Genomic DNA, 23,301 nt, shown 5'->3' with positions numbered 1-23,301 from the left:
GATCGGTTAATCTCTCCCTTTTTGAAAATAAAGTATGGTTTGATCTATCAGAAATTGCGCGGCCCGTTTCTTATCGATAACCGGCACGCAAGGCTGATTCATTATAGTCCGAATTAATATAGCGATTAGCCCTTCAACGCACCTGCCGTGATGCCGCGGACAAGCGGCTTCAAACCGAGCGCAAGCAGCAGCAGGGAAGGAAGCAGCAGAAGGAGTACGCCGGACAGAATCAAATTCCACGAATTCATTTCTTCGAACTGCAGCATGCCAATCCCGATCTGAACGGTACGCATTTCAACGCGGTTGGTGGTCAAGAGCGGCCATAGGTACATGTTCCAATTGTTCAGGAACGAGTACACGCCCAGCGTGGCAATTCCAGGTACGGATAACGGTACCACCATGCTCAGAAAAATCCGGACATGGCCGCAGCCGTCCACGCGAGCCGCTTCAAACAGCTCCTTCGGCAGCTGCAAAAAGGCTTGTCTGAGCAGGAAGGTTCCGAAGGCGGTTGCCAGGAATGGAACGATAAGCCCCTGGTAGGTATCGAGCCAATTCAAGCTTTTGACCGTCAGATAGTTCGGGATCATGATCACTTCCCACGGGATCATCATGGTGGCGAGAAAGAGGCTGAACAGCAGCGTTTTACCCGGGAACTGGAGGAAGGCAAAGGCGTATGCCGCCAGGCTTGCGGTCACGATCTGACCGACCATGATGGCAATGGAGACGACCAGGCTGTTCCCGATAAAGGTAAGGACAGGGATCGTATCGATCACCTTGGCGAAATTGGACAGATTGATGGCTTCCGGAAGCAGAGGCGGCGGATAAACGGCCGATTCAGCCTCGCTCATAAGCGATGTCGACAAGGTGTATAGAAGCGGAAAGGCAACGACCAGCGAACAGAGAAGCAGCGCGAAGTAGATGAAGCTTTTGGGCATGAGACGCATGTTCATTGGTAATGCACCTTCTTCTCCACGAATTTAAATTGAAAGACGGTCAGCAGCAGAATGATCGCAAACAGGATGAGCGCTTGCGCACTGCCGATGCCGAAGCGGAAGTTGACGAATGCATCCTGATAGATATTGAACACGATGACGTTGGTGCTGTTCATCGGACCGCCCTTGGTCAGGATGTTGATTTGTCCAAACGCTTGGAAGGCGCCAATCACTGACACGACGGATGTGAAGAATAACGTAGGGGAGATCAGCGGCATCGTAATCCGGAAGAAGGTTCTTAACGGACCGGCGCCGTCAATCTTGGTACTGTCATAGATATCCTCGGATACTCCCTGCATGCCGCTCAGCATCAGGATGTAATTAAACCCAAGATTCATCCAGACCGTCATGATGGCAACGGAGATCATGGCCCATTTCGGATCGGTCAGCCATTGGATGGGCTGCGTGCCGAGTTGCGACAGGAAATAATTCAGCATGCCCATAGTCGGATGGTAGAGGATCATCCAGATCATCGAGCCGGTACCGACGGACACGGCCATGGGCAGCGAGAATATAAAACGGAATATTTTCATGCCTTTCAGTTTATTATGCGTCAGGGCTGCGAGCAGTATGGCGGCTGCCATGCCGGTCGGGACCGTCAGTACGATAAACAGCAGTGTGTTGCCGAAACTGGTATAAAACATCTCGGAGGCCAGTATCTCCTTGAAATTATCGAACCCTACGAATTCGGCTACCCGGCCTTGAGGATCGGTCAGGAACAAGCTCAGATAGACGGATTTGAGCAGCGGATAGAACAGAAATAGACCGAAAATGAGCAGCGATGGTGTTAGACATGCATAAGCGAGCATGATTTCCCTGCGTCTTGTTTTCTTGATAGAGATCGGTTTTGCGGCTGTCGAAGGCTCAGCTTCGCTAACCGGCGGCGTCAGAGAATGACCCGGAGAAGGAAGCATAAATTCTTTTTCCATAATCATGTTTACCTCACTTTCCTGCTTGGCCTTACAGGTATTGAGTATAGGAACCGGATGTAAACTCCAGTAAAGGTTTTTGTAAGAATACCGTAATTTATTGCTGGCCATGTTATTGCTGAAGGTGGGTTTGCCAATACCCGGTACAAAAATATTCCAATCCTCAAAAGCTTGCAGGTTAAAAAAAGATGTGATATGTTATATCTGTAACCGGTTACACATGAATGAGGTGATGACGGTAATGGCAACGATCAAGGATGTGGCAAACCGGGCTGGCGTGTCCGTGGCCACGGTTTCACGGGTTTTAAATGGAAACGGTTACGTGCATGAGGACACCAGGTCCAAGGTAGAACAAAGCATTCGCGAGCTGAATTATACGCCGAATGAAGTAGCACGTTCTTTATATAAAAGAAAATCCAAATTGATAGGACTTTTGCTTCCGGATATTATGAACCCTTATTTCCCGCAGCTTGCCCGCGGAGTTGAGGATGAGATGCAGGAAAATGATTATCGGTTGATATTCGGGAACAGCGACGAGAGCAAGAAGAAGGAAATGGAGTACATCCAAACCTTTGTCCAAAATAATGTGGTTGGTGTCATATCATCGACCAATGATCCGGATGCCGACATATATGCAGGGCTCAAGATCCCGGTTGTATTTCTGGATCGAACCTCATCGGATCGACCTTCCGTATTTGCGGATGGTCGGCAGGGAGGTAGGATTGCGGCACAGGAGATGGTTAAGCGAGGCAGTAAAGCTATAACCGTGATTCAAGGCCCGGCGGATGTCCGTCCTGCCCAGGAGCGTTTTGAAGGAGCTGTTGAGGTTCTGGAAAAACAGGCGGCTGCGTATCAAGTGCTGAAGACGACATCGTTTTCTTTAACCGTCGCGGAAGAATTCGCCCAGCAAGTGTTCATTGAGCATCCGGACACGGACGGCGTCATCGCCAGTAACGATATTATGGCATCCGCCGTAGTCAAGGAAGCGCATCGGCTGGGGAAAAGGGTGCCGGAAGACGTACAGATTATAGGATTTGACGATATTCTGCTCAGCCGACTGCTGGCCCCGCCCCTGTCCACGATTCATCAGCCGGCATATGAAATGGGCCGGGAAGCGGCCAGATTGCTTATCGGACTTATTGAAGGGCAGCACATCGAGAGAAGCAGTATCGAATTCTCGGTAGAATTTATTGAGCGGCAGACAACAAGAAAGGTGGAATCATAATGGCGAAGATCGTGGTAATCGGAAGCGCGTCGATGGACTTGGTGGTCACCTCCACCAAGCGCCCCGGCGCTGGAGAGACGGTGCTAGGCGACAGCTTTAAGACGGTACCCGGAGGGAAGGGAGCCAACCAGGCCGTCGCGGCGGCGAGACTGGGTGCAGAGGTAACGATGATTGGCTGTGTAGGTGAAGATTCCTTCGGCGAAACGATTTTGAGCAATTTGCAGGAGAACGGTGTTATTACGGAGTATGTGGAACCGGTTACAGGTATTGAAAGCGGAACCGCACACATCATATTGGCAGAGGGAGACAACAGCATCGTGGTAGTTAAGGCTGCCAACGATCGGATCACCCCGGATTATGTTGATCAGGCAGCGGAGGTTATCCAGGCTGCGGATATCGTGTTGATTCAGCAGGAGATTCCGGAGGAAACGGTGGTGCATGTCAGTGAATTATGCGCAAGATATCAGGTGCCGTTGATGCTGAATCCGGCTCCGGCCCGCCCGGTGCCGAGCGTTGTTATTGAACGGGCGGCTTACATGACGCCGAACGAACATGAAGCGGCTATCCTGTTCGGAGATGAGCCATTAGGCGACGTGCTGCGCCGTTATCCGAACAAACTGATCGTGACGGAAGGCAAGCGGGGAGTTCGTTATTTTGACGGCAATGAAGAGGTTGTGGTTCCCGGCTACAAGGTTGAAGCCGTGGATACAACGGGAGCGGGCGATACATTCAACGGTGCCTTTGCCGTGGCTCTGTCCGAAGGCATGAGCATGGCCGACAGCTTGAGATTTGCGAACCGCGCAGCTTCCTTATCGGTCATGAAGTTCGGAGCGCAGGGAGGAATGCCGTCGCGCCTCGAAGTGGAAGGGAGTCTTTGAATATGAAGAAGAACGGAATGCTGAACAGTCACATCGCGAAAGTGCTGGCAGATCTGGGACACACCGATACCATCGTTGTTGGCGACGTGGGCCTTCCGATTCCTCCCGGAGTTCCCAAGATTGATTTGGCGCTAACGCTGGGGACACCAAGCTTTACCGAGGTGGTAGAGGCGATCGCTGACGATATGGTAATCGAAAAGATCGTCATCGCTGAAGAAATGAAGCTTGATAATAAGGAAACACTGCATTATATACAGGAAAATTTTCAGGATTGCGAGATCGAGGCTTGCTCACACGAGCAGTTCAAGGCACGGACTCGAAACGCTAAGGCGGTTATCCGTACAGGCGAAGCCAAGCCCTATGCGAACTGCATTTTGCAGGCCGGTGTTCATTTCGGTTAAAAAGGAGGAAGCAGCATGAACATTGAGATGACGAATATCCAAAAATCTTTTGGCACGAACCGGGTGCTGGCAGGCGTGGACTTTGATCTCCGGGAAGGAGAGGTCCATGCCCTGATGGGAGAGAACGGCGCAGGTAAATCGACGCTGATGAATATATTAACCGGTCTTCACAGCCGGGATGAAGGCAAGATTGTCATCGACGGTAAGGAAACCTATTTTGCTAATCCGAAGGAAGCGGAAGAGAGAGGCGTTGCCTTCATCCATCAGGAGCTTAACATCTGGCCGGAGATGACGGTTCTGGATAACTTGTTTATCGGCAAGGAGATGACGTCCGGCCTCGGCTTCCTCAATATGAAACAAATGAAGGCGCTTGCGAAGGAACAGTTCAGCAAATTAGCGGTGACGATACCATTATCGCAGGAGGCAGGAGAATGCTCCGTCGGCCAGCAGCAGATGATTGAGATCGCCAAAGCGCTTATGACAAAAGCGAAAGTCATCATTATGGATGAACCGACGGCGGCATTGACCGAAAGGGAAATTGAGAAGCTGTTTGATGTCATCCGTTCATTGAAAAAACAAGGCGTATCCGTCGTTTACATTTCCCACCGGATGGAGGAGATCTTTACGATCTGCGACCGGATTACGGTTATGCGAGATGGTAAATCCGTCGATACCAAATCCATTCCGGACACGGATTTTGATGAAGTCGTCAAAAAGATGGTCGGCCGGGAGTTGACCGAGCGATATCCGGCACGTCATCCATCTCCGGGTAAGCCCGTGCTGGAAGTGAAGAATATTAGCAGTAAAGGCCGGTTCGAGAATGTAAGCTTCACGGTTCGTGCCGGCGAGATTGTTGGCGTATCCGGCCTGATGGGGGCAGGGCGCACCGAGATGATGAGAGCGATCTTCGGATTGGACCCGCTGGATAGCGGCGAAATCTGGGTACGCGAAAAGAAAGTTTCGATCAAGAAGCCGGATGACGCCGTGAAACACGGCATTGGATTCATAACAGAGGACCGCAAGGATGAAGGTTTGGTCCTGGATTTCTCGGTCCGTGAAAATATGGCACTGCCCAATCTGTTCAGCTTCTCTTCCAAAGGGTTCATTTCCGGGAAGAAGGAGCAGGATTTCGTGGACACCTTGACGAAGCGGCTGCAGATCAAGACGCATACAACCGAGACGCTGGCACGCAATCTGTCGGGTGGTAACCAGCAGAAGGTCGTTATTGCCAAGTGGATCGGAATTGGGCCGAGCGTGCTCATCCTGGATGAGCCGACACGCGGCGTGGACGTTGGTGCGAAGCGGGAAATTTATCAGCTGATGAATGAACTGACCGAACGCGGCGTGGCGATTCTGATGGTGTCGTCGGAGCTGCCGGAGGTGCTCGGAATGAGCGATCGGATTCTCGTTGTTCACGAAGGCAGGATTTCCGGTGAATTGGACCGTGAACAAGCCACGCAGGAACATATCATGACTCTAGCTACAGGAGGTCAGTAATATGACAACTATTAACGATGCCAAGGCGGAAAAAGGGTTTAAGGTATCAGGTTTGACGCAAAAGCTCGGTCCGCTGCTCGGACTGATCATTCTAATCGTTATCGTATCCGTCCTGAATCCAAGTTTCTTGGAACCGCTTAACATTCTGAACCTGCTGCGTCAGGTATCGATTAATGCATTGATTGCATTCGGTATGACGTTTGTTATTCTGACAGGCGGTATTGACCTGTCGGTCGGTTCGATTCTCGCGCTCTCCAGCGCATTTGTCGCCAATATGATGGTGGCCGGGTTTGACCCGATCCTATCGATCATCATCGGCGTTGCGCTTGGCGGTGTCATGGGGATGATCAATGGTCTCATGATTACCAAGGGGAAAATGGCGCCGTTTATTGCCACCTTGGCCACCATGACGATATTCCGAGGACTTACGCTCGTCTATACGAACGGTAACCCGATTACGGGTCTTGGCGACAGCCTTGCATTCCAATTGTTCGGTCGCGGATACCTGCTTGGTATTCCGGTGCCTGCTATTACGATGATCATCACGTTTGCCGTGCTGTGGGTCATCCTGCATAAAACGTCATTTGGCCGCAAGACATATGCCATCGGCGGTAACGAAAAAGCATCGCTTGTATCCGGTATTAAAGTACCACGAGTCAAGATCATGATCTATTCCCTGGCAGGGATGCTGTCCGCGCTTGCAGGCGCGATTCTGACCTCCCGTTTGAATTCCGCACAGCCGACTGCAGGGACGTCCTATGAATTGGATGCCATCGCAGCCGTTGTTCTTGGCGGTACAAGTCTGACCGGTGGTCGCGGCCGGATCGTCGGTACGTTAATCGGTGTGCTGATCATTGGCATACTGAATAACGGGCTCAACCTGCTCGGTGTGAACTCTTTCTATCAGATGGTTGTCAAAGGCGTCGTGATTGCGATTGCCGTACTGCTCGACCGTAGAAAATCGGCTTAAGGGGGAGAATGAACGATGAAAAAAACAACTTTGCTGCTCGTATCACTTATGTTGATCTTCATAACAGGCTGTTCTCTGGAGCCTCCGGAATGGGCGAAGCCCAAGGCCGGCGGGGATGTCAAAGACATCAAAATCGGTCTTTCCATCTCGACCTTGAATAACCCGTTCTTTGTATCCCTGAAGGATGGCGTCGTCGCCGAAGCGACCAAACAAGGGATGGAGGTCGTTGTCGTAGACGCACAGAACGACTCGGCCAAGCAGAGCAACGACGTTGATGATCTGATTCAGCAGGGCGTCAATGCACTGCTGATTAACCCAACGGATTCGTCCGCGATTTCCACTGTGGTGCAAACGGCAAATAGCTTGGGTATTCCGGTCATTACACTTGACCGTTCGGCGGATCAGGGCGAAGTCGCTGCGCTGGTTGCCTCCGATAACATCAAAGGCGGTCAGATGGCAGCCGAGTATATCGTGGATCAACTGGGCAAAGATACAAAGGTCATTGAGCTCGAAGGGGTTCCGGGTGCTTCCGCGACCCGCGAACGCGGCAAGGGATTCCATGATATCGCAGATAAGCAGCTGAACGTGGTGGCGAAGCAGGCAGCGGATTTTGACCGGACGAAGGGTCTGACCGTGACGGAAAATCTGCTGCAGGGCAACCCGGACGCCAAAGCGATTTTTGCCCACAATGACGAAATGGCCTTGGGCGCAATCGAAGCGATCCAAAGCTCGGGCAAAGACATTATGGTCATCGGCTTTGACGGTAACGACGATGCGCTGAAGTCCATCGAAGCCGGCAACCTGACGGCTACCGTAGCCCAGCAGCCGGAGCTGATCGGTCAGCTTGCCGTCGGCGCAGCCAAGGACGTGCTCCAGGGCAAAGAGGTGGAAGAGAATATCGCTGCACCTCTGAAACTGGTGGTGAAGGAGTAATCTAGTATGATTTAGAAGCGTTACTTTTTGCGATAGAAGCAGGGTAACGCTTTTTTTGGGGGAAATATATTGATCATTTCTTACAGGATGCGAAGTAACTCACAGCCTTGCGATAATAGCGGGAATACAATATCGTTAAAAGAGGACAGTTATTTCGCATATTATATTATAATGGATGTGTATGCGTTTACTTCTTAGATGTAATAAAGGAGCTATGTAATTATGACGATGGAGAAAAGAAAACATGCGATCGTGATCGTAGGTTATGGCGGAATGGGCAGCTACCATGCCAAGCTGATTAAGGACAATGCATTTCTTGAGGTTACGGGAACCTACGATATTTTGGAAGAACGCCGGGAAGTATCCCAGCAAGACGGGTATCCTGCCTACGAAAGCTATGAGCAGGTACTAAACGATACTGCGGTTGACGTGGTGCTCATTGCTACGCCTAATGACGTGCACAAGGAACTGGCACTTCAGGCGTTTAAAGCCGGCAAACATGTCATCTGCGAGAAGCCGGTAACATTGTCCGTCAGTGACTTCAAAGAGATGGTGGCTGCGGCCGATGCTGCTGGCCGGGTGCTGATGGTTCACCAGAACCGCCGCTGGGATGAGGATTTCCTGACCATTAAACAAATGTACAATGAGAAAACGATAGGTGACCTGTTCCGAATTGAATCCAGGGTGCACGGGGCGAATGGCATACCGGGCGACTGGCGTCATCTGGAAGCCCACGGCGGCGGCATGCTGCTGGACTGGGGCGTGCATCTTCTTGACCAGGTCCTGTTCATGGTGGACAGCCGAATAACCAGCCTGAGCAGCCGCTTGAGCTTTATTCTCGGCGATGAGGTCGATGACGGCTTTGAATCGGTCATCGAATTCGAGAACGGCGTATCCGTACTGATTGAAGTGGGAACGACGAATTTCATTACGCTGCCACGCTGGTACGTCAAAGGAACCGAGGGAACCGGTATTATTGAGGACTGGTCGTTAAACGGCAGAGTCGTTACCCGGAACCAGGATGCGGTGAAAGTGGAGCCTAAACCTATTCAAGCCGGGGTAGGATTGACCAAAACGATGGCCCCTCCTTCCGAAGAAGCTACCATTACGGGAGCTCTGCCGGAGCCATATCGTCAATCCAGCAGCTTCTTCGATAACTTTGCGGCCGTGATCCAAGGCGAAGCAGAACCGATTGTGAAGAACGAGGAAGTGCTGCGTGTCCTGAATCTGATCGAGGCAGTATTTGAATCGGCCAGAACAGGAGAAACGCTGAAGGATTTCGATATCTACCCTGTTTAACACGTAGGCGGGATCAATCCGAGCAGATCGGCTTTTTAACTATTTTATTACCATTAATGTTGACAATTCTTTTAGTGATTGACCATAATCACAGATAAAAAAGAGTGGGATGTTTCTCACTCTTTTTTATGCTTATATAAGCAGATTTCCGTATTCCCCATACATTTCCTTTGCAAGCGCTTACAATTCCGAGTAGGATAGTCATTGAGGTGAATGGGGATGGACAAGAAATGGTTGGCCGCCGCAGCGGTCTTGATGGGCATACTTATATATTTGTTTGTCGGGTTTGCGTACCATTCTGGTAAAATGAGCAGTATCGTGAAGGAGTTGCAAGGGCATCAGGGAAATGGAACGAAGCGTTATCACATCGTGTTGATCGAGCAGGAACGCTATCATCCATATTGGGAGATGGTAGAGAAGGGGGCGGAAGAGGCGGCGGAAGAGTATGGGATCGACATCGAATTTGCCGGAGCCGTCCGCAATAACATGGACGAGCAGCTCAATTTGCTGGAGAAAGCGATCGCCGCCCGTGTGGATGCGATTATTGTGCAAGGGCTGAACGAGGAGAAATTCACGCCGCTTATTAATAAAGCGGTGGGACGCGGCATTCCGGTTGTCACGATTGATACGGATGCGCCAAACAGCCAGCGGCTGGCCTACGTTGGCACGGATAATGTAGCCGCCGGGGAGAGTTTGGGGCATCTTGTTGTGGAAACGACGGGCGGTTCGGGCAAGATTGGTGTCATTATTGGCAGCGACCTTGCTGCGAGCCAATTGCAGCGCCTGGATGGGCTGATGCAAGTGGTGGGGCAGTACAGCGGAATGGAAATCGTTGCGGTGCGCAGCTCCAATATTTCGCATATGGAGGCCATTCAGCAGGCCGCTCAAATGCTGCGCGAGCATCCGGAGATCAATGTTATGGTGGGCACCAGCGCAACGGATGCGCTAGGGATGCTGCAAGCCGCCAAGAGCTTGAGACGTGATGAGCTGACGATTATTGGCTTTGACAATCAGAAGGAGACGCTGAACGCGATTCGCAGCGGGGAGATTAAAGGTACGGTGGCGCAGCAGCCCTATTTAATGGGCGGCACAGCGGTAAAGCTGCTCTATGATCATTTTCAGGGGAAACAACTGCTTCCTGAATACTATACAGAGGTCAAGGTGCTGGACAGGAGCAATGTGCAGGAGGAGGAGAGCCTGTGACTATACGGAAGAAGCTGTTTATTTTTATACCGCTGCTTGTGCTTCTGATGAGCTCGGTTTCTTTCTTCCTGTTCGAGAGCGGCAAAACGGTGCAGGAAAACTATCATCTGATGATGAACCGCATTTTATTATACAAAGAGGTTTCGTATGAGGTTGGCGAGAATATGCGTTCGATGAACCGGTATATTATGCAAATGGATGCAGAGAGCATGCCTGAAGTGATCCAGCATTTGAACGCCGTAAGAGAGCTGCGAACGGAGCTGGACAGTCTCGCCACGATTGGGCCTAGCGATCTGCCGCTGATCAACTACCGCAATATTATCGATACGTTTATCGAGCAGGCCGAGGGGATGATCGCGCAAATCGATGCTCATGATTCGGGCGTGATGGCTGGGGAGTACATCGAAGCGGAGAAAACGGAGCGTTTCATTCGCGAAGAGGCTCAGACGCTCGTTGATCTTGAACTCGAGCAATATAAGCCGATCTACCAGGAGATGATGTTTACGTCGGAGCGATTGAATACGCTCGGAATTTTGCTCGTTACTACCGTGGCGGCGCTTAGTATCCTGGTCGCGATTTGGCTCTCGAAGAGCATTACGGGGCCGATTCGCCGTCTCGTTGCCACCGCCAAGCAAATTTCGAAGGGGCGGATGGATACGAAGGCGCCGGAGAGTGATAGCAATGATGAAATCAGCATTCTGTGCCGGGTTTTTAACGGGATGATTGATAACATTCAGCGGCTGATGGCGGAAAATATGGACAGCTTGGAGAAAGACCGCCTTGTTAAGGAACTGGAGCTGAAGATGCTGCAGAGCCAGATTAATCCGCATTTTTTGTTCAACACGTTAAACTCGATCTCCAAGCTCGCTTATATCGAAGGGGCTGCGAGAACGAGTGATCTCGCCGTATCCGTCTCGCGCCTGCTCCGGTACAATTTGCAGAAGCTTGACCAGGCGGTACATCTGCGTGAAGAGGTGGAGCATGTAACCGAATATATCCATATCCAAAAGGCGAGATTCCGCGATCGGATCGAATTCGTGATGGATGTTGATGAACGGGCGCTGGATTGCATGATTCCGTGTCTGACCTTGCAGCCGATTTTGGAGAATGCATTCGTTCACGGGATTGAGCAGATGGAAGCTGGCGCCATACTGAAGCTGGGGATCAGCTATAAGGATGCCGGGGTGGAGATCGAGATCAGAGACAACGGCGTTGGGATGAGCAAGGAGACGGCGCATATGCTGCTCCAATCGATCCGTGAGGAATCGCCGCGTTATGGCAGCGGAAACGGGAAATCCACCGGACTAGGTACGCATAATGTGTTTAAAAGGCTGCATTTGTTCTTTGATGGTCAAGAGCGAATTGAGATTGACAGTGTGGAGGGAGCGGGAACCGCTGTCGTGTTCACCCTGCCGTTTCATACGGCGGCCTAATGGTGGCTGATCTGTTTAGCAATGCGTTGGCGCACGCTTAATCAACCTGGTTTAGTTGGTTGTTTTATCAAACAAATTGGATTAATGTGGGGGAATACGGATGTACACCTTGCTTATAGCAGACGATGAAGCCCTTGAGCGTGAGGGATTGGAGCTTATGATCCGGCATATGCTGCCGGACACCTTTACGTTTCTTCATGCGGAGAACGGGAGACAGGCCATTCAACTCGCCGAGCAAGCGAGGCCGGATTTTATTTTCATGGATATCAAGATGCCGGGCATTCAAGGGCTGGATGCGGTGCGTGAGATTTTGGCGAAGTACCCGATGACCAGAATCGTGATGATCACGGCTCATGATTATTTCACTTATGCCAAAGAAAGTCTGGCCTTAGGGGTTCGCGATTATTTGCTCAAGCCAGCCAAGCGGGAAGAGGTTCTGGACGTGATCAAGGCGTTGATCGATGAGACGGAGGAAGCCAGGCGGCAGAGGAACGAACGGCTAGACATGCAGGAGAAGCTGTCTCAGCTCATGCCGCTCGCGGAGAATGAGCTGTCCCTCATGCTGATGCTGGAATGCGTGCAGGAGGTAGAAGTATCGCAGCTTGCCAAGCTGCTGCATTTGGAATGGCAGAAGGGATATGCGATGGTGGTATCATTTGCCCGGCATGCAGCTAAAGAGTGGGAAGGATTTCAGCTTGTTAAAAAAGATGTCTTTGAGACCGTCAAACAGTTCGCAAAGCCAAACTTATCCTGTCTCGTCAGTCCTATGGTCGGCCATCAGATGGCGTTGTTCATTCCTTTGCCGCCCGGCCAGCCAGGGTACTCCCAGCGCGTTAACTCCTTGGACTGGGGTGCGCGCATCAAAGATTTGGTAGAGGAACGTTTCGACCTGGCGCTCTCTGTCGGGATCGGTTCGATCCGGGAAGGCTGGGACGGGATGAGCCGGTCATACCGGGAAGCTGTCCGCGTATGCGCGGATGATCATGATATCGTTAGTGTACGGCATTATGACGATATTACTCAGAGCTCGGGGCAGGCGATTATTTCGCTTAATGAAGAGAAGAAGCTGCTGGATGCGCTTTTGCGGCAGGATAAGCTGGAGGCATCGGAACGATTTGCTCTGTTCTGGGAACGGCTGGTGCATAGCGAGCTTCATTATTTTCCGCGTCTGCGGGGAGAGGTTATTGGATTGCTGCTATACTTAAGCCGGGGGGCACAGTCAGGGGAAGGAGCAGAACTGATCGCCTCGCTAGGTGCGCTTGAGGATCGGGAATCTTTGCGGCTAGGCGCGCAAATATGGCTGGATAAGCTCATTGACGGATTGAAGGAAGAAAAAGAGCGCAGCCGTTCTCATGTGCTGCAGCGGGCACTGCTCTATATCGGCCAGAAGTATAAAGAGGATATCTCGATGGAGCAGAGTGCAGAATACGTGAATCTCAGCCCTTATTATTTCAGTAAACTGTTCAAGCTGCACACGGGGGAGAACTTCATTGACTACGTGACCCGACTGCGCATCGAGGAGGCCAAGAGACTTATTGGAGAACACCGCCTCAGCTTGAAGGAGATTTGTTTTGAGGTCGGATATAACGATCCGAATTATTTCAGCCGCGTCTTCAAGAAGACGACGGGCATTACGCCCAGCGAATATCGGCAGCAAATCGAGAAGTCAAGTCCTTGTTAATCGACAAGGACTTTTTTGTTATTTAGAACTATATTGTGCTATGAAAATGCTAACGATGAAATTCATTACATTTGGCCGCATTTCATTGAAGGTGGAGAGCAAAGAAGTGCAGGTAATCACCCGCCCGCTGTTATGGTTCAGATGCTAAGATTTCAATGTAAGCGCAATCAAATATTTATCAAGTGAAGAGGGGCGAAGGAAGAGTGAGAAAATACGGTCATATGTTACGGTTGAGCTTAGCGGCAATTTTGTTGGCATCTTCCCTAGTAGGATGCGGCGTAGTCTCGGACGGCAGCGCCAATAATAACGAGGGAGCAGGGAATACAACCGCAGGCAAAGACGATGGCAATATCGTCATCGGGTTGTCCATGGATACGTTGAAGGAGGAACGCTGGCAGAAGGACCGGGATATATTCTCGGCCAAAGTCAAAGAGCTCGGAGGTGATGTGAAGGTGCTGGCGGCGAACGGGGATGACGCAACGCAGCTCAGCCAGGCGGAGCAGCTTATCTCCCAGGGAGTCGATGTGCTCGTCGTCATCGCGCACAATGCGGAAGCAACCGCGCCGATTGTGGAGAAAGCACATAAAGAAGGCATCAAGGTCATTGCGTATGATCGACTGATCAACAATGCCGAAGTGGACTACTACATTTCTTTTGACAACGTTCGTGTTGGTGAGCTTCAGGCTCAGGCCGTCATCGACCAAGCGCCGAAAGGAAATATCGTCTATATCGGCGGAGCTGATACGGACAACAATGCACATATGTTTAAGACAGGTGCGATGAACATTTTGAATCCACTTGAAGAGAAAGGTGATATTAAAATCGTGTATGACCAGTTCTCTAAAGACTGGAAGCCGGAAGAGGCTTTGAAGAACATGGAAAATGCGCTGACGGCCGTAAAGAACGACGTGCAAGGCGTTGTAGCTGCAAATGACGGCACGGCTGGCGGTGCGATTCAGGCATTGACTGCACAAGGCATGGCTGGCAAAATTCCGGTGTCCGGTCAGGATGCGGATTTGGCCGCTGTCCAGCGGATTGCGGAGGGCACGCAGCAGATGACTGTGTATAAGCCGATAAAATCGATTGCCACGAAGGCGGCCGAAATGGCCGTGGCGGCGGCGAAAGGTGAAGATATTGCTACGGATACTTCCGTAAATAACGGCAAATTCGATGTTCCATCCGTACTGCTTGATCCGATACCGGTCAGCAAGGATCAGCTCTCCATTTTGATCGAGGATGGCTTCCATAAGCTGGAGGATGTCTACAAGAACGTTCCAAAAGATCAATGGCCGCAGCAGTAAGCTAAGTGCATCTGGCAAGGGATGAGATGAGCGATAGACGAAGCTGATGATCGATTTTATGCAGTTTCAGGACTCTCATCCTTGCCAATGAGTCGGCGTTAGAAGGAGATAGAAGCCTATGCACGTGTTAGAAATGGTTAATATCAGCAAGGAATTTCCGGGCGTCAAGGCGTTAGATCAGGTGAACTTCAAGGTGCGAAAAGGTGAGATTCATGCTCTGTGCGGGGAGAACGGTGCCGGTAAATCGACGTTGATGAAGGTGCTGAGCGGTTTGTATCCAGCGGGAACCTATAGTGGCAACATTGTAATCGGCGGAGATAATAAGGAATTTCATAGCATTACGGATGCGGAGAAGGCTGGAATTACGATCATCCATCAGGAGCTGGCGCTCGTGAAGGATATGACGGTAGGCGAGAATATTTTTCTCGGTGCGGAGCCGCAAAAGCATGGGGTAATCAGATGGGATGAGCTGTATCATAACGCCGCCCTTTGGTTGAAAAGGGTAGGACTGCACATCTCTCCTAATACCAAAATCGGCAGTCTTGGCATCGGCCAGCAGCAGCTCGTGGAAATCGCCAAAGCGTTGTCCAAGCATACGCAAATTTTGATATTGGATGAACCGACGGCGGCATTGACCGAAAGTGAAGTAGCTATCCTGATGAATATTTTGAATCAGCTGCGCAGCGAAGGGGTGTCCTGCGTGTACATTTCGCATAAAATGCCGGAAGTGTTCGAGCTTGCCGATTCGATTACGGTACTGCGCGACGGGCAGACGGTAGCGACGCTGGATCGTCACGAAACGGATGATGACCATGTCGTATCGCTGATGGTGGGTCGTGAACTGACGGAACGCTATCCAAGGGCAGAGCACACGCCGGGGGAGACCGTGCTGGAGGTAAGGAATTACAATGTATGGCATCCCGAAAAGCGCAATCAGAAAGTGATCGAGGATGTGAATTTCACACTGCGCAAAGGCGAGATTTTAGGGATTGCCGGGTTAATGGGCGCAGGGCGTACCGAGCTGGTCAGCAGTCTTTTTGGAGCGTATGACGGACGCTCGACGGGCGACGTGTTGATCGAAGGCAAGCCCGTGTTTATTCGCTCGGTCGCCGATGCAATTGAAGCAGGCATCGCTTTGGTCAGCGAGGATCGCAAGCGTCAAGGTCTTGTGATGAACATGGACGTGAAGACAAACACAACGATGGCGACGATGAGCAAAGTGTCGAGCTTTGGAGTCATTAATAAGAATGAAGAGATTAAATGGGGAATGCGTTATGTGCAGGATTTGAAGACGAAAACAGCCTCGCTCGAGACAGCCGTAGGCACCCTATCTGGCGGAAATCAGCAAAAGGTCGTTATCGGCAAGTGGCTGATGTCCGATCCGAAGATTCTGATTATGGATGAGCCGACCCGGGGGATTGACGTTGGAGCGAAGTACGAAATATATCATTTGATGAATCAGCTTGTTGAGCAAGGCGTGGCCATTATTATGATTTCCTCGGAGCTGCCGGAGGTGCTTGGCATGAGTGACCGGATTCTGGTCATGAGCGAAGGGGAATTCGTGCGTGAGTTCGATTGGCGCGAAGCGACGCAAGAAAATATTATGCAAGCCGCAACGGGAGGGAAATAACGATGCAGCTACAAAATGAACTTCAAAAGCAAGAAGCTCCCGCAGCGAAATCGTCACTTTGGGGCAGCCTTTTCGGTAAAATGGACGTACGTGCTTATACGATGGTTGGGGCGCTGGTCCTCATCTGGGCATTATTCGGCATTCTGGATCCTACATTTCTGACCGCACGGAATCTATCTAACTTGTTTACACAAATGTCAGTGACCTCGATTCTGGCCATCGGCATGGTGCTCGTTATTGTCGCGGGTCATATCGACCTTTCGGTCGGTTCGATTGTAGGATTGACGGGCGGCATTGCTGCCATTCTGAGCAACTGGCTGGGAATGCCGCCGATTATCGTCATTGTCGGTACGTTGGCAGCCGGGGCCGTGCTGGGACTGGTGCAGGGCTGGCTTGTCGCTTATAAAATGATTCCCGCTTTTATTGTTACATTGGGCGGGATGATGGTGTTCCGGGGCGTGCTGATGGGGGTTACCGAATCGATGACGATTCCGGTATCCGATCCGGTGCTGGCGATGCTGGGCAACGCTTATTTTGCCAAAGGCTTCGGTATGGTTATCGCTGCTATTGCTATTGGTCTATATGTATGGAGTGCCATAAGAAAACGCCGCTCCCGGCAAAAATATGGCTTTGAAGTATCTCCGCTCGGCGTGGATATCATTAAAGCAGCCGTCATCGCTTTGCTTGTGATCTCATTCGTGCTCATCATGAACAATTATAAGGGTATCCCTTTTCCGATTATTTTTGTAATCGGGCTTGCCGTCATCTTTTACTTTTTATCTACGAAGACGACATTTGGACGTCATATTTACGCGATTGGCGGCAACAAGGAAGCGGCCCGTCTGTCGGGGATTAACATCCATCGGAAGACGATGCTGATTTTTCTGCTCAGCGGCTTGCTCAGCTCGATTGCTGCCATAGTATTAACATCTCGTTTGGCTTCGGCTACGACCACCGCAGGCACGATGACCGAGATGGACGCTATTGCCGCTTGCGTCATTGGCGGCACCTCGCTGATGGGTGGAGCGGGCACCGTCATCGGCGCGCTGATTGGCGCCCTCGTCATGACCTCGCTGGATAACGGCATGTCGTTGATGGGGCTGGAATCATTCTGGCAGTATGTCGTTAAAGGCTCTATCCTGGTCTTCGCTGTCTGGCTGGACATTTCCAACCGCCGCAAGGGCGTGAAGTAAGCTGTACAGAAGCTAATGAACACACGGATCGATCAAGACCTTAGGTACCTCCTTATGAGGCGGTATCTGGGGTCTTTCTACTGTATTCTCTACACGATTATCAAGCTGGGTTTGCGAACGAGGGATCATGGTCGTTAATTTGGCTTTAGTCTGGCAGAATGCACTGCCTGATTGCAGCGATCTCCCTGTTATTTTGCATGATTCATCTGAACGCTCTGTCCCGTCTGCAGAGCCTTCCGGTAGTCACTGGGTGCCCAGCCCGTATCCTGCTTGAACAGCTTCGAGAAGTGGGAATAGTTGGCGTACCCCACCTTAGCCGCAATTTGATACACGGACAATGGAGTCGACTCCAGCAGATGCTTGGCGGCCCTGATGCGGGCCTGAATGATATAAGTACCCAAAGAGATGCCCGTCTCTTTCTTGAACACGCGGGCCAAATAATCCGGGCTCAGATAGACGATTTCCGCCAGGCTCGTTCGCGTCAGCTCATCCCCGTAATGGCAATGAATATATTGCTTGATCACCTCCACCACGGTATGCGAATGGTCCGCGTAGGCATGATATTCTGCTGCCGTGCTGACGAGATATTTCGTATATTTCTCCATGTCCTCGATCGAGTTTAACGATTGCAGGAATAATTGATCGTTGGTTTTGCCGGTATACAGCTTATGAGCCTGGATCTCTTTGCCCTTCAGATAGGAATATACCAGCTGTACGATATCCAAGCGGAATAAACGCAGCACCGAGGTGTTGTAGACGCCATTCTTGGCCAGGTTGTGCAAGTATTTGCGGGTTTCTTCCAGAAACCCAGCCGGATTGTTCCCGCTGAGAAGGACTTCCCAGTCTTGCAGCGGGGGAGGGGTGTACGTGGCTTCTTGCAGGGAATGGTGTTCCAGAAAAACAATCTGATTCCGCTTTTTGATCATATCCTCATTCATTTGCAGCAGCATCCGAATGGACTTGTTGATCTCCTCCAACGCCACCGAAATCGATACGCTGCAGGAAGCATCACTTCGGAGAAATTGATTGGCTTTTTCAATAAATGACGTGCAGATGTTTTCCATGACGCTGGAATCCGGAGGAAGATTCCATTTCAGCATGACCATCCAATTGTAATCCTTATATTCCATAGCGGCTTCAACCGTGAAGAGCGGGTCCTGGAACAATTCGGACAGCACGTTGAGAAATGCATAGTCAAACAGGTCTTTGTCTTCTTTACCCAAACTTTGATCATGCGGAAAAATGGTGATGAGCACAGGAAGAAATAGATCCGACATCTCATAGGAGAGTTTCTGTTCCGTGATATATCCTGCGATGGCGCCCCGGTCTGAAGAAGCTTTCCGTTCCTTTATCAGCTTGCTCCAAAAATGCTCCTGGAGCTTTTTTTGATTTTTTTTCCACAGCTGCCCGTCCTGGATCGCTTCCTGATCGCTTTGCTGTTCCTTTGCTTTATAGACGGCCTTGGAGATGATAAGGCTAAGCTTATCGAATTCAATCGGCTTCAGGAAATAGTCAAAGCTTTGCAGCTCAATGGCTTTCTGCGCATAGTTGAAATCAGCGTAATTCGTCAGAAATATCGTCTGAATGCCGTATTGTTCCTCGCGTATCCAGGCGAGAAGCTCGAGTCCGCTGCCCTGCGGCATTTCGATATCGCAGATGAGGATCTGGACCGAATGCTGCTGCAGTATGTCCCTTGCCTGCGCAACGCTGTAAGCGGTATAGACCTGTTCGATCGAGAGTGTCTTCCAATCAATCTTCTTCTCCAGTGCGGCCACGACAAAATAATCATCATCAACCAGCAGTACGTTCATTGAATTTCTCCTCTCCGTTCCTGCACGGGTTGTGGAAGCGTTAATGTGACGCTAGCGCCGCCCTCTTCCGGGTTCGAAAATTCCACATGCGCCCGGCGATGATAGAGCAGCTCGAGCCGTTGAAGGGTGTTCATAATCCCGATGTGCTTCCCTTCGCTTTGATCGAGCGCTTTGCCGGTTGTCAGCTTATCCAATACTTCTGCGGGAAACCCGGGCCCGGTATCGGATATCCGGATGACCATAGAAGGTTTATCACCCTCCATCCGTAGACTAACGGACAATCGGATTTGCAGCTCATGATCTCGGGATACGGCGTATTTTACCGCGTTTTCGATAAAGGTCTGGAGCACGAGGGGCGGAATGGTGAGACCGGTAAGCTCCTTTTCAACATCGATACGATAAGAAAAGGCATCGCGATAGCGGTGCTTCTGAATCTCCAGGTAAATCCGGACATGCTCGATTTCGTCCTCAAGCCGCACGAGGTTATCGCCGCTTTGAAAGATGTAGCGAAAGTATTTGGACGTGGACAGCGACATATATTCGATTTCCTTAAACATCTGCATTTGCGCCATGCTGTAGATGTTCGTCAAGCAGTTCAGGAAAAAATGGGGGTTGATCTGCAGCTTCATATAATCCAGCTGGATTCTCTGTTTATCCAGCTGCTGCTCATAAATATCGATTTTAAACTTCTTGATCTGTTCGATCAGATGTTTGAATTGGGAGTTGACCTGCTCAAGCTCGATGATCTCGCTGCTCATGAAATCCAGATTTTCGCTATCCTCATGTATGCGCCTTACGTTTTCCGAGAAATTCTGAATCGGCTTTAACACTTTCTTCTTGAAATACAGCATCACCAGGCTGAGCGTACACGTGAGTATAACAAACAGCAGCATAATGAGGAGCTGGGCGATCATGATCGTCTCAAATACGCCGAATTGGATGACCAGTTGCACGTTGAAGGAAGCGTTCGAAAATCCCTCCGTGACCGTAGTCCGCGGCTGTGACAGGCTAAAAGGGGAAGCTTTGGCAGCTTCGACCATGGCTCCCAGCTCGCCGACACTGGCGCTCGAAAGAGCTGCCCCTTGATCATCCACCAGAGACACGTAACCATCCTCACCCAAATCCAGTTGTTGGAGTGGTCGGATCAGATCGTCTGCGGAGATGAGACAGATCAGATACCGGTTGTGGTAAGGAACGATGTTGATGATGTAATTCGTGTCTTGAACAAGGATTGGATTCCAGTTGGAGTAGAACGTTTCGTATACGTTTTTGGAATCCGTGAGGGAGACGATTTGCTCCTTGAGTTCCAGGAACTCTGTATACGACAGGGACATGGGTGCATAGTTCTGAAAAAAATCCTGTTCTTTTAAATAGAAAAAGAAGTTGTATTCTTGGCCGTAGTTTTTTTGAAGCTCATTAAATCGTTTATGCACTCTTTCGCTCGACTCGATGTAGTCCACGTAATCGGTGCCGGGGGTATCCATGATCTTAACGCTCTCATCATTCGCCAGCGTCCAGCCCATATAGTGGTTGATGTAGGAGAAGTCATGATTGATCTGCCTGATATACAGATTCGCTGTATCCTGCAAATATCGGGTCGACTGCTGCTTCACGATGAAGATGGAAGCGAAACTGATCACGAGATCCACCACGAGGGCAAAGATTGAGATAAAGAGCATGATTTTTACATAGTGACGGATGGGATATGGTTTGTTATTCAGTGCTTTAACCATGGGGCTGCCGTGATTCCTTTCAATTCGCCAAATAATGAAAGCGTTTTAATAGTGGTACTGTCATTATAAATGGAAAAGACGAAAAAATCAGGAGCGAACGCTCGGGCATCTTCCATAAAGTCCGGATACCACATCGTAAAGTCCGGATAATAGCATGCTTGTATATGGAAATCGAGGATTTCTTGAAGGGGGACAAGGCGAAGATCCGAATAACGCATGATGAGGTCCAAAAAACGATTCCGGGTGGAAGTATACTTGAGTTGCTTACGCGACATGCTGGATCCACGACGACGCGAACAGAAAGGGGAATCGATTTGAAAGCAGGCCAACTGAATAGAACAACACACCCAACCCTCGGGCGCATCAAAAAGAATTGGGGCCTGTATCTGCTGCTGCTGCCTGCGGTTGTGCTGGTTTTGTTGTTTTCTTACGTACCGATGTACGGGATCTTGATCGCATTCAAGGACTATAGTCCCGCTCTCGGGATTATGGAGAGTCCATGGGCGGGTCTAAAGTATTTTGAGAAGTTTTTTAACTCCTATCAATTCTCGACAACGATCACCAACACGCTTGTGATCAGCTTATACAGCGTTGCGACGTTCCCTATTCCGATCATGCTTGCCTTGATGGTCAATCAAATGCGCCAGAATTGGTTCAAGCGCTTCTTCCAGACCGTAACCTATATGCCGCATTTTATCTCCACGGTCGTGATGGTTGGACTCATGCTGATTCTGTTCTCCCCGGGGTCGGGGCTGATCGGGAATATATTTCGTCTATTCGGTGCGGAAGCGCCGAACCTGATGGGATCGGCCGGCTTGTTCAGCAGCGTGTACGTATGGTCGGACGTGTGGCAGCATACGGGATGGGACAGCATCATCTATATCGCGGCGTTATCTGCGGTGAGCCCCAGCTTGTACGAAGCGGCCACGATGGACGGGGCAAGCCGATGGCAGAAAATCCGGTTTATCGATATCCCGATGCTGATGCCAACGGTTGTGACCCTGCTCATTTTGCGGATCGGCAGCTTGCTTGGTGTCGGCTTCGAGAAGGTTTATCTCATGCAAAACAGTCTCAATATTACCTCCAGCGAGGTCATCTCCACGTATGTGTACAAAATCGGCATGCTGAGCAGCCAATACAGCTTCTCGTCGGCGATCAATCTGTTTAATACGGTCATTAATTTTGTTCTGTTGATTCTGGTTAACCAGATTTCGAAAAAATACAGCGAAAACAGTTTGTGGTAACGCAAGAGAGGAAGGGTTCTATGGGCGTTGTGGAAATAAGAGAGAAGTCGGCGCCAAGACAGAGGAATACCCGATCTTCAGACAGGGTGCTGGAGATCGGCCTGTATGTATTCGCTGTCTTGATGCTGATTGTGTTGATCTACCCGCTATATTTCATCATCATTGCTTCGTTCAGTGAGCCGGCGGCGGTTGCGAATGGACAGGTATGGCTTTGGCCCAAGGATTTTACGCTGGCAGGCTATCAAGAATTGCTGAAGCACTCTAATATATGGATTGGGTACCGAAATACGATTGTGTATACGATTGTAGGTACCGCCATCGGCTTGGTGGTTAACATTTCTGCAGCTTACGCGCTCTCGCGAAAAGACCTCGTGGGCCGCAAATATATATCGCTGCTCTTTATTTTTACGATGTTCTTTAATGGCGGTTTGATTCCGACCTTTATGACGATCCGCGATTTCCATCTGTACGATACGTTTCTTGTCATGGTGCTGCCGTTTTCGGTTGCAGCCTTTAACATCATCGTGGCACGGACTTTTTTCCAGAGCAGTATTCCGGAGGATTTATGGGAGGCGGCCCAGCTGGATGGCTGCGGAAATCTGAGATATTTCGTGACCATCGTGATTCCGCTATCGAAAGCAGTCATCTCGGTCATTGCCTTGTGGACGGCCGTGGGTCATTGGAACTCCTATTTCAATGCCCTGATCTATCTAAAAGATACGAACCTGTACCCACTGCAGCTCATTTTGCGAAATATTCTGGTTACCAACCAGATGCAATCCGCTATGGGTACCGGAGAGGCCGCGGCCATAGCCCTGCGACTCGCCAATATTATGCGTTATGCGGTCATTATCGTCGCAACGGTACCGATTATGTGCATCTACCCGTTCGTGCAGAAGTATTTCAATCAGGGGGTGATGATCGGAGCCGTGAAGTCGTAAAGCCGGA

At 50.4% G+C, this 23,301-nt stretch carries 19 protein-coding genes; 15 read left to right on the top strand and 4 right to left on the bottom strand.

Annotated elements, in window-relative coordinates; genetic code table 11:
• Window positions 1–125: 125 nt before the first annotated feature.
• Together AB4124_RS10675 and AB4124_RS10670 are read right to left on the bottom strand one after the other, a co-directional pair.
• Window positions 126–950 carry a carbohydrate ABC transporter permease gene (locus tag AB4124_RS10675; protein ID WP_441972797.1) on the bottom strand — a complete coding sequence of 275 codons (825 nt, stop codon included), beginning with the start codon at window positions 948–950 and terminating at the stop codon, window positions 126–128.
• Window positions 947–1,927, bottom strand: a complete 981-nt coding sequence (locus tag AB4124_RS10670) for a carbohydrate ABC transporter permease (RefSeq protein WP_441972795.1) — start codon at window positions 1,925–1,927, stop codon at window positions 947–949. Before AB4124_RS10670 ends, AB4124_RS10675 begins: the two co-directional genes overlap by 4 nt.
• A gap of 235 nt (window positions 1,928–2,162) precedes the next feature.
• Here AB4124_RS10670 and AB4124_RS10665 point away from each other — a divergent pair, with 235 nt between their 5' ends.
• The 13 genes from AB4124_RS10665 to AB4124_RS10605 all read left to right on the top strand — a co-directional run bounded on the left by AB4124_RS10665 (window position 2,163) and on the right by AB4124_RS10605 (window position 17,565).
• The gene (locus AB4124_RS10665) at window positions 2,163–3,146 is read left to right on the top strand and encodes a LacI family DNA-binding transcriptional regulator (protein WP_441972793.1); all 984 of its coding nucleotides are present in this window, start codon (window positions 2,163–2,165) and stop codon (window positions 3,144–3,146) included.
• Window positions 3,146–4,024, top strand: a complete 879-nt coding sequence (gene rbsK / locus AB4124_RS10660; protein ID WP_379406439.1) for a ribokinase — start codon at window positions 3,146–3,148, stop codon at window positions 4,022–4,024. The genes AB4124_RS10665 and rbsK overlap by 1 nt, the downstream gene beginning before the upstream one ends.
• A 2-nt stretch (window positions 4,025–4,026) precedes the next feature.
• Entirely contained in the window at window positions 4,027–4,425 is a 399-nt protein-coding gene (rbsD, locus tag AB4124_RS10655) for a D-ribose pyranase (protein ID WP_339292899.1), read from the top strand.
• Between the two features lie 15 nt (window positions 4,426–4,440).
• Entirely contained in the window at window positions 4,441–5,922 is a 1,482-nt protein-coding gene (locus AB4124_RS10650; protein ID WP_441972791.1) for a sugar ABC transporter ATP-binding protein, read from the top strand.
• 1 nt (window position 5,923) lies between these two features.
• A complete protein-coding gene (rbsC, locus tag AB4124_RS10645) occupies window positions 5,924–6,892 on the top strand; it encodes a ribose ABC transporter permease RbsC (RefSeq protein WP_076320794.1) in 969 nt (322 codons plus the stop codon).
• Between the two features lie 15 nt (window positions 6,893–6,907).
• The gene (gene rbsB / locus AB4124_RS10640) at window positions 6,908–7,825 is read left to right on the top strand and encodes a ribose ABC transporter substrate-binding protein RbsB (RefSeq protein WP_076320795.1); all 918 of its coding nucleotides are present in this window, start codon (window positions 6,908–6,910) and stop codon (window positions 7,823–7,825) included.
• A 222-nt stretch (window positions 7,826–8,047) separates the two neighbouring features.
• Window positions 8,048–9,124: a Gfo/Idh/MocA family protein gene (locus tag AB4124_RS10635; RefSeq protein ID WP_441972788.1), complete on the top strand. Its 1,077-nt coding sequence runs from the start codon at window positions 8,048–8,050 to the stop codon at window positions 9,122–9,124.
• A 219-nt stretch (window positions 9,125–9,343) separates the two neighbouring features.
• Entirely contained in the window at window positions 9,344–10,327 is a 984-nt protein-coding gene (locus tag AB4124_RS10630; RefSeq protein ID WP_441972787.1) for a sugar-binding protein, read from the top strand.
• Window positions 10,324–11,760, top strand: a complete 1,437-nt coding sequence (locus AB4124_RS10625) for a sensor histidine kinase (protein WP_430112896.1) — start codon at window positions 10,324–10,326, stop codon at window positions 11,758–11,760. The genes AB4124_RS10630 and AB4124_RS10625 overlap by 4 nt, the downstream gene beginning before the upstream one ends.
• A gap of 100 nt (window positions 11,761–11,860) precedes the next feature.
• The gene (locus tag AB4124_RS10620; protein WP_430112898.1) at window positions 11,861–13,441 is read left to right on the top strand and encodes a helix-turn-helix domain-containing protein; all 1,581 of its coding nucleotides are present in this window, start codon (window positions 11,861–11,863) and stop codon (window positions 13,439–13,441) included.
• Window positions 13,442–13,662: 221 nt separating this feature from the next.
• Entirely contained in the window at window positions 13,663–14,742 is a 1,080-nt protein-coding gene (gene xylF / locus AB4124_RS10615) for a D-xylose ABC transporter substrate-binding protein (protein WP_430112900.1), read from the top strand.
• A 118-nt stretch (window positions 14,743–14,860) separates the two neighbouring features.
• Complete coding sequence (locus AB4124_RS10610; RefSeq protein ID WP_430112901.1) at window positions 14,861–16,372, top strand: xylose ABC transporter ATP-binding protein; 1,512 nt, start codon at window positions 14,861–14,863, stop codon at window positions 16,370–16,372.
• Window positions 16,373–16,374: 2 nt separating this feature from the next.
• Window positions 16,375–17,565 (top strand): sugar ABC transporter permease, encoded by a 1,191-nt coding sequence (locus AB4124_RS10605; protein ID WP_441972784.1) that lies wholly within the window; start codon window positions 16,375–16,377, stop codon window positions 17,563–17,565.
• A 188-nt stretch (window positions 17,566–17,753) separates the two neighbouring features.
• On the opposite strand, the gene AB4124_RS10600 is transcribed toward AB4124_RS10605, so the two are convergent.
• Both AB4124_RS10600 and AB4124_RS10595 read right to left on the bottom strand, forming a co-directional pair.
• Window positions 17,754–19,376 (bottom strand): helix-turn-helix domain-containing protein, encoded by a 1,623-nt coding sequence (locus AB4124_RS10600; RefSeq protein WP_441972782.1) that lies wholly within the window; start codon window positions 19,374–19,376, stop codon window positions 17,754–17,756.
• Window positions 19,373–21,109 (bottom strand): sensor histidine kinase, encoded by a 1,737-nt coding sequence (locus AB4124_RS10595; RefSeq protein ID WP_441972780.1) that lies wholly within the window; start codon window positions 21,107–21,109, stop codon window positions 19,373–19,375. Before AB4124_RS10595 ends, AB4124_RS10600 begins: the two co-directional genes overlap by 4 nt.
• Window positions 21,110–21,423: 314 nt before the next feature.
• On the opposite strand from AB4124_RS10595, the gene AB4124_RS10590 reads away from it, so the two are divergent.
• Both AB4124_RS10590 and AB4124_RS10585 read left to right on the top strand, forming a co-directional pair.
• On the top strand, window positions 21,424–22,353 hold the full coding sequence (locus AB4124_RS10590) for an ABC transporter permease (RefSeq protein WP_076321312.1): 930 nt from the start codon (window positions 21,424–21,426) through the stop codon (window positions 22,351–22,353).
• Between the two features lie 20 nt (window positions 22,354–22,373).
• Window positions 22,374–23,294, top strand: coding sequence for a carbohydrate ABC transporter permease (locus tag AB4124_RS10585; RefSeq protein ID WP_441972777.1), 921 nt, complete (start codon window positions 22,374–22,376; stop codon window positions 23,292–23,294).
• Window positions 23,295–23,301: the final 7 nt, after the last annotated feature.

Source organism: Paenibacillus sp. 2KB_20, assembly GCF_052115765.1.
Classification (GTDB): domain Bacteria; phylum Bacillota; class Bacilli; order Paenibacillales; family Paenibacillaceae; genus Paenibacillus_AQ.
Note: the sequence above shows the minus strand (reverse complement) of the source record. Positions and strands in the feature narration are given on the sequence as shown.